Annotated in this window: 9 protein-coding genes; 5 read left to right on the forward strand and 4 right to left on the reverse strand. The window is 30.2% G+C overall.

From position 1 onward, the window contains the following. Positions 1-84: 84 nt before the first annotated feature. The 4 genes from HMPREF1552_RS07575 to HMPREF1552_RS07590 form a co-directional block, all read right to left on the reverse strand. Positions 85-1605, reverse strand: a complete 1521-nt coding sequence (locus tag HMPREF1552_RS07575; protein ID WP_021744559.1) for an ABC transporter permease/substrate-binding protein — start codon at positions 1603-1605, stop codon at positions 85-87. A 187-nt stretch (positions 1606-1792) separates the two neighbouring features. Beyond that, positions 1793-2323 carry an NAD(P)H-dependent oxidoreductase gene (locus HMPREF1552_RS07580; RefSeq protein ID WP_021744560.1) on the reverse strand — a complete coding sequence of 177 codons (531 nt, stop codon included), beginning with the start codon at positions 2321-2323 and terminating at the stop codon, positions 1793-1795. After that, positions 2289-3062 carry an ABC transporter ATP-binding protein gene (locus tag HMPREF1552_RS07585; protein WP_021744561.1) on the reverse strand — a complete coding sequence of 258 codons (774 nt, stop codon included), beginning with the start codon at positions 3060-3062 and terminating at the stop codon, positions 2289-2291. Before HMPREF1552_RS07585 ends, HMPREF1552_RS07580 begins: the two co-directional genes overlap by 35 nt. 15 nt (positions 3063-3077) lie before the next feature. Continuing rightward, complete coding sequence (locus HMPREF1552_RS07590; RefSeq protein WP_231370760.1) at positions 3078-3533, reverse strand: MarR family winged helix-turn-helix transcriptional regulator; 456 nt, start codon at positions 3531-3533, stop codon at positions 3078-3080. Positions 3534-3646: 113 nt separating this feature from the next. Here HMPREF1552_RS07590 and HMPREF1552_RS07595 point away from each other — a divergent pair, with 113 nt between their 5' ends. From HMPREF1552_RS07595 to HMPREF1552_RS11865, 5 genes are all read left to right on the forward strand, one after another. Beyond that, positions 3647-4636 carry a quinone oxidoreductase gene (locus tag HMPREF1552_RS07595; protein ID WP_021744563.1) on the forward strand — a complete coding sequence of 330 codons (990 nt, stop codon included), beginning with the start codon at positions 3647-3649 and terminating at the stop codon, positions 4634-4636. 258 nt (positions 4637-4894) lie between these two features. Further along, on the forward strand, positions 4895-5251 hold the full coding sequence (locus HMPREF1552_RS07600) for a Fur family transcriptional regulator (RefSeq protein WP_021744564.1): 357 nt from the start codon (positions 4895-4897) through the stop codon (positions 5249-5251). A 143-nt stretch (positions 5252-5394) separates the two neighbouring features. Next, a complete protein-coding gene (locus tag HMPREF1552_RS07605; RefSeq protein WP_039901385.1) occupies positions 5395-6330 on the forward strand; it encodes a metal ABC transporter substrate-binding protein in 936 nt (311 codons plus the stop codon). 51 nt (positions 6331-6381) lie between these two features. Further along, positions 6382-7080 carry a metal ABC transporter ATP-binding protein gene (locus HMPREF1552_RS07610; protein ID WP_039901386.1) on the forward strand — a complete coding sequence of 233 codons (699 nt, stop codon included), beginning with the start codon at positions 6382-6384 and terminating at the stop codon, positions 7078-7080. A 42-nt stretch (positions 7081-7122) separates the two neighbouring features. Further along, entirely contained in the window at positions 7123-7965 is an 843-nt protein-coding gene (locus HMPREF1552_RS11865) for a metal ABC transporter permease (protein WP_021744567.1), read from the forward strand. Positions 7966-8244 lie beyond the last annotated feature (279 nt).

Consider the following 8244-nt stretch of genomic DNA (forward strand, 5'->3'; position numbering starts at 1 on the left):
TATAAAGACAGAAAAATAAATATTTCTAAATACTTATCACAGAGTTTTTTGATAATTTTTATGTTTATTTATATATGTTTTTCTCTATTTTTTTATCATTCCATTTTTAATCAAATATTCCTTTGCCACATCATAAGCCTTTTTACCATTGACCCCCACTTCAAAGTTCATTTTACGCATTTGATCATCTGTGACTTTATTATGTAATTTATTTAAGATTTGCTCTAATTTTGGATATTTTTTCAGAGTTTCTCTTTTCATTAAAGGAGCTCCTTGATATGGAGGGAATAAATTCTTATCGTCTTCCAGAACTGTAATTTTATACTGCTCCAGCTCACTATCCGTAGAATAAGCGTCAATCACATTTATATCTCCACTTTGCACTGCTACATAACGTAGTTTTGGCTCAAATTCTTTCACACTTGAAAATTCAAAGTTATATAATTTTTTCATTCCTTTGTACCCGTCTTCCCTGTCAACGAATTCTCTTGTGAAACCAACTTTTGCTTTATCTTTTACTCGTGCCAAGTCTGATATTTTTGTAAGATTATTTTCACTTGCAAATTTTTGTGTCACTCCAACTGCATAAGTGTTATTGTAAGCCATCGGCTTTAATAATACCATATCATATTTTTTCAAGATTCCATTTCTAGCCTGCTCATAAACTTGCTCTTTTATATTGCTTACTGGCGTTTCGTTAAGGAATGTGAATACTACAGTTCCTGTAAATTCAGGATAAATATCAACATTTCCTGATTTCAAGGCATTAAAGTTAAATGATGTATTTCCAAATCCTGCTTTTAGTTCCACATCCACATTCATTTCATCTTCAATCAAAAGTTTATACATATTTATCAATATTTCTGGCTCTGTTCCCAATTTCCCCGAAATTACAATTTTATCTTTTTTGTTTTGCTTATTCATTACTGAATTTCCAGCAAAAAATATTATAAATAGACTTATAAATGAAATTACAATTACTTTCCAGTTTTTATTTTCCAGTTTTTTAAGCACAAAATCAAATAAAACTGCTAACAATGCTGACGGAATTGCTCCAAGTAAAATTAAGTTCATATTGTTTCTATCAAGTCCAAGCAAAATTAGTTTTCCAAGCCCTCCTGCACCAATTAACGAAGCAAGTGTCGCCGTTCCAATGATAAGCACTGTTGCTGTACGGATTCCTGCCATAATTACAGGCATTGCAAGTGGCAGTTGAATTTTAAAAAGCTGCTGTGCCTTATTCATTCCCATAGCCCTTGAAGCTACCATATATACTGGATCTACCCCATTTATTCCTGTATATGTGTTTCGTAAAATTGGAAGCAAGGCATAAATTACAAGTGCTGTAATTGCTGGTTTTCTACCAATTCCCATAATTGGAATCAATAATCCAAGTAATGCTAGTGAAGGTATAGTTTGCATTATTGCTGTAAGTCCGATAATTATTTCTGCTATTTTCTTCTTATATGTCAAATAAATTCCAAGCGGAATTGCAATAATTAAAGCAATTACAAGTGCATAAAATGAAATCTGCATATGCTCAATAACAGCCTTAAAAAACTCCTCTTTACGCTCATAAAATACTTGAAAAAAGTTATTATTCATTATTTTTCTCCTTTTATTTCTAAAATTTTCTCATTTAAAGTTAAATCAGGGAGTATCTAAAAAATTCAAAATCTATGTTGTGTTTGGTTTATGAATTGTTATAAAACCTATACTGTTATTTTTAATTTAAAAAAATTATTATTTTAATAGTTTTCAGTATACCTAATTATAACTGATTATTCTGAATTTAATCTAAATCTTGTGAATTATTTTTTATATATTCTGCATATTTTTTTGCACTTTCAACAATCTTTTCATCGCTTAAATCAGGCATTGCCCCATATAATGAATAAATTGGCAATTCAATTCCTTCAACATAAGCTATACTTAACAAAAATGGCTTTAACACTTCTTTTATTGTCAATCCATTTGTTCCATCATACCTTGATGCAATTCCTCCAGTTGTCACTGCAACTCCTATTTTTTTACCTTTAAGCACTTTATTTTCCCCATAATGAGCTGCCATAAATACAGTATCTATCCATTCTTTAAGTAAAGACGGACAATTAAACCAAAATAAAGGAAACTGCAATATTAAAGTCCCTGTTTCAGATAATAATTTCAGTTCTTTTTCAACGTCAATCTTTCCATCAGGATATTTTTCATAAATATTATACAATTCTACATTTGACAATTTTTCTGCTTCTTCTTTAAAGGCTTTGTTCGCTCTTGAATTTTCCATATCAGGATGTGCCAAAACCACTAATGTTTTTTTCATTTTTATTTTGCTCCAAACTAATAAATTCCCTTACAAATTCATCTTTCGGATTATTAATTAATTCGGATTTCGTCCCAGATTGAAGAATTTCCCCATCCTTAATTATAAAAATCCTGTCTCCTAGATAAAAGGCTTCTTCAATATCGTGCGTTACAAAAACAATCGTTTTATTAATTTTCTGCTGCAATTCTTTTATGTCTTTCTGTAAACTTTTCCTTGTAATTGGATCTAATGCGCTAAAAGGCTCATCCATAAGTATAATTTCAGGATTCCCTGCTAATGCCCTTGCAATTCCGATTCTCTGTGCTTCACCGCCAGACAGTTCAGAGGGCATTCTTTTCAAATATTTCTCACTTTCCAGCCCAATCATTTCCAGAAGTTCTTCTGTCCTTGCCTTTATTTTCTCTTTCTTCCATCCTTTCAGTTCAGGCACTATACTTATATTTTCTTCTACTGTCAGATGCGGAAACAAAGCAACTTGCTGTAAGACATAACCCATATTCCAACGCATTTTATGAATATTATATTCAAAAATATTTTTCCCTTTTATTTCTATTTTTCCAGAAGTCGCATCCTCCAGCCTATTTATCATTTTCAAAGCTGTAGTTTTTCCGCTTCCCGAAGTTCCGATAAACACAATAAATTCTCCTTCATTTATCGAAAAATTCATATCCTTTACAGCTTCATTTCCATTTGGATACACTTTATTCACATTCTGAAATTCTATAATTTTTTTCATATTCTCTCCTTCCCGTTATTTCTTGCTTCTTTCCTTTTCAACTTTCTCCAAATTTTGTGAAATTCTTTTAAAAAACCCTTCACACATCTCAATTTCCTTTTGCGAGAAACTTTCATAAACATAATTTGTCATAGTTTCAGAAATTTCCTCATATTCTTTTTTAAAGCCTTGTGCGTATTCTGTAAGCCTTATCAGTACTTTCCGTCTATCATCAGGATGTGGTGCTCTTTCTATCAGTCCAGCCTTTTCAATCCTATCCAGCATTGGCGTAAGCGTATTTATCGCAAGCCCCGTTTTTTCGGACAATTCCTTACACGTTACATTATCCTTCTCCCAGAGTATATGCAAGATTTTCCCACGTTCACCATTAAAAACGGTAATTTCCCTTTTTGAAAGAATATAATTTAAGATTCTATCGTGCGTCTGCTTAATTTTGCTTATATATATTCCTAAATTTACTTTTTTATTCATCATAGCCTCCTAACCTAAACAAAAATTTTTTGACTTTTTATTTCTATATAGTATAATACTATAAAGACTTATTTTTGTCAATTAAAATTTAAAAGTAAGAAAGGAATTTTACTATGTTAAATAAAAAAAATACTATGAAAGCTGTTGTTCTTGAAAAACCTTGTACTGCTGATGAATTAAAAATTCAAAATATTGAAATTCCAAAAGTAAAAAATGGCTGGGTTCTTATAAAAATTAAGGCTTTTGGAATAAATCGGGCTGAAATATTTACTAGAGATGGATTTTCTCCTTCTGTGAAATTGCCACGCGTGATTGGAATTGAATGTGTTGGCGTTATTGAAGATGCTTCTGATAGCCATTTTCAGAAAGGAGATAGAGTTTTCACAATGATGAATCGCTTGGGGCGTGAATTTAACGGAAGTTACGCCGAATACACGCTTGTACCATCTTCTCAAGTACATCCGATAACTCTTTCAGAAACAGACTGGATAAAACTTGCAGCATATCCTGAATTATACTACACAGCTTACGGCTCTTTATTTAAAAGCCTGCAGTTAAAAAACACTGACACTCTGTTAATTCGTGGCGGAACAAGTTCAGTTGCCCTTGCTTCAATTCAGCTTGCCAAAAGTTTTGGAAATACCGTGATTGCAACATCAAGAAGTAAGGCTAAAGTTGAATTTTTAAAAGAAATAGGAGCAGATTTTGTTCTAATTCAAGATGAAACTTTTGACACTCAGTTACAAGAATATTTTCCAGACGGAGTTGACAAAGTTCTTGATTTAATCGGCACTCCTACTTTGAAAAATTCTTTAAAATCTGTGAAGCAAGGTGGAATAGTCTGCATGACAGGCTGTCTTGGAGGATGGGTAATCGAAAATTTTGAGCCGCTTGACGAAATCCCTTCAGAATCCTACCTAACTTCATTTAACAGCACAATTGTCAAAAAAGATACAATAAAAGAAATGTTTGATTTTATTGAAAAACATGGCATAAAGCCAAGAATTGCAAAAATTTTTATATTAGATGAAATTTCTTTGGCACATAAATTTTTAGAATCAAATAGTGCTAATGGAAAAGTTATTATAACCACAGGACAATAATTTTTCAGTTGGTATAACCTGAAGTTTATTATATACTCAAACCTATTTAAAATTAAACTACTAAAAATTATATAAATTTAAGGTTTGAGTAAAATAGTCATAGCCTTTTAAGTTTGGTTTTAAAGCAGTTTTACTATAAATATATGAAAACCTATTCATTTGACAAATAGGTTTTTTTAATATATAATAAAAAATATTTGCGAATGATTTGCAAATTTACAAAATAAAAAACGTTTTTTATTATTAGGAGATGTTATTATGAAATTAACTAAGAAAAGGCAACAAATACTTAATCTTATACAGTCTTCAGACACTCCAATAAATGCCAAATTTTTAAAATCAAAAGTGGATTTTGACTTATCGACAGTTTATCGGGCTTTGGAATTTTTAGAGAAAAATAATTATATTTTTTCATTCGACTTTGAAAATGAAAAATATTACTTTAAGGAAGAAAATGCCAATTTTTTTATTTGTGATTCTTGCAAGCATATTGAAACCGTGCCTGAATTTTCAAATGAAGAAACAGAAAAAGAAAAAAGCGAATTAAAAAAACGAGGCTTTTCACTATTGTCACATCTTTCGATTTTTAAAGGAAAATGCAACGATTGTGATTAAATCTATGATTTATACTAGACTCTGTTTGAGAAATGAAATTATATTTTAATTATTTAAAAATATTAAGTTTTTATCTTTTTCTAGAAAAGTTTTTAATAAATTCATTATTTTATTACAAAAAAATACATATAGGAGGAATTAAAATGAAAAAATTATTATCGTTACTTTTATTATCAGCTCTGTTTATTTTTTCTTGCGGAAATAAATCAGAAACTAAAAAAGAGCAAGGAACTACTGCAGGAGCAAAGGAAAAAATTGTAACAAGCGTGCCACCTTTAAGATGGCTTACTCAAAAAATTGCAGGAGATGATTTTGAAGTTATTTCAATTGTGCAGCCAAATATGAATCACGAACTATTTGAGCCAAAACCTTCAGATTTGAAAATTCTGGAAAATTCAAAAGTATTTTTCACTTATAATATGTTGGGATTTGAAGAAACTATTTCTAACAGCCTAAGCGATAAAAATAAAATTGTTAATGTTTTGGATGGTGTTGATAAAAATTTATTTATCAAAGGAGATCATGATCACGAACATGAGCATGAACATGCAGATAAAAAGGAAGAAGAACACGAACATCATCACGAGCATGAAGGACACGGTGGAATTGATCCGCATGTTTGGTTCTCTCTTGATATGATGCCTAAAGTTGCTGAAAATATAAAAAATGAATTGTCAAAACTTTACCCAGACAAAAAAGAAACTTTTGAAAAAAATTACAATGCTTTCATCACAGAACTTAATCAAGTAAAAGCAGAACTTTCACAAAAAATGGCTTCAAAAACTAAAAAATCATTTATGATTTATCATCCTGCATTAAACTATTTCCTAAAAAATTATGCCATTGAAGAAATTTCAATCGAACAGGAAGGAAAAGAGCCATCAGCACAACAAATAAAAGAAATTATCGACGAAGCAAAAGAACATAACATAACTACAATCCTAGTTCAGCCTCAATTTCCAAAACAAAGTGCCGAAGCTATTTCAAAAGAAATTCCTAACTCAAAAGTCGCTGAATTTAATGTTGACAAGGAAAATGTCTTTGAAAATCTAAAACAGTTTGTAGATTATTTAAATTAAAAATTTTTATTCAAAAAAAGAATGAGAAGAAAACGAAAGGATAAAAATTTGATGGCTAACGGACAGAATAAAAAACTTGTGAGCGTGCAAAATCTTAATTTTAAATACAAAAATGATTATATTTTGAACGATATAAACTTAGATATTTTCAAAGGAAAAAATGTTGCAATTCTGGGAAGAAATGGTGGTGGAAAATCGACTTTAGTAAAGGTTATGCTTGGATTTTTGAGTAAAAATTCTGGCAGTATTGAATTTTTTACAAGTGAAAACAAAATTGGGTATTTACCACAAATAAGGGAGTTTGACACTTCCTTTCCCATTAATATTTTTGACTTGGTAATATCGGGATTGACTAATAAAAATAATCTTTTCAGAAGATTTAACAATGAAGAAAAAAGACGTGCTGAAATGCTCTTGAAGGAATTTGATATTTTTCATTTAAAAAATAAATTAATAAACGAAGTATCTGGTGGACAGCTTCAAAGGGCATTAATTGCACGTGCCTTAATTTCTTCGCCAGAACTGATTTTTCTTGATGAGCCAGAGTCATTTCTGGATAAGGAATTTGAATTTAAACTTTTTGAAAAAATAAAGGAATTGTCAGATTCAACAATAGTTGTAATTTCTCACGAACTTGAAAAAATCTACGATTACATTGATTCAATTTTTGTCGTGGAAGGAAATATTCAAGTTTATGAGAAAAAGGAAGATTATGTGTGCAGCAATCCTTACTTACATTCACACAAATAAAATTTACAAAATTAAAGATAAATTATTAAAGATTGGGGAAATATGGAATTTATAAAAATTTTTGAATATGCCTTTATGAGAAACGCCCTTATTGTAGGACTTCTTTCAAGTATATGCTGTGGAATAATAGGAACTTATATTGTAAATAAAAAAATGGTCTTTATTTCATCAAGTATCAGCCATGCCTCTTACGGCGGTATCGGAATAGGAATCTACCTAATTTATTTCTTTAACTTGCCAATAAAAGATCCATTATTTTTTGGACTGATTTTCTCAATATTGTCAGGTGTGCTGATTTTGGTTTTAAAAGACACTCTGCATGTTGACGGTGATTTGGGAATAGGCATCGTTATGTCAATGGGAATGGCTATTGGAATTATTTTTGCCTTCCTAACACCAGGCTATCAGTCCGATATGTCAACTTATTTATTCGGAAATATCCTTTTATCCAACACCCTAAACATAATTTTACTGTTAGTACTGGACATAATCACAATCACATTTTTCATCATCTTCTACAAAAGCATCGTCTACACCAGCTTTGATGAAAACTTCTACAAAATCCACAGCGTCCCAGTAACCTTCATAAACTACTTTATGATAATCCTAATATCCTCCGTCATAATAATAAACATAAAAACAATAGGAATCATCCTAATAATCTCAATCCTGACAATCCCACAGGCAATCGCAGCCTCACTCGCAAGAAAATACTCAGCAATCATAATTCTATCCATAATTTTCTCATTCATCGGAATACTGTCAGGACTATATTTTTCCTACACACTAAATATTCCGTCAGGCCCTTCAATTATTGTACTGCTTACGATTTTATTGGCGTTAGTTAAGGTTGGGGGATTTGTGAAAGGGAAATTTTTGAATTAATAAATTTTAATTATAAAACACCTTCCTTTTAGAGTAATTTTTAAAGTTGCTATTACAATGGAAGGTGTAATTTTATTGTAAATTCGATTCTTATTTTTGGAGTTCTTAATTTTTTTAATTTATATAATTTTGATCTATATTCTTCTATTTTTTCTATAATATTCTACATCTTTTTTATTTGCAAACTTTAATTCAATTATTGATTCCAACCTATTAGAAATTGACTTTTCTTCAATTCCAATTAAAAATTAAATCTAAGTCCTGTGGTAAAAACATTAT

The organism is Leptotrichia sp. oral taxon 879 str. F0557 (assembly GCF_000469385.1).
GTDB lineage: Bacteria > Fusobacteriota > Fusobacteriia > Fusobacteriales > Leptotrichiaceae > Leptotrichia > Leptotrichia mesophila.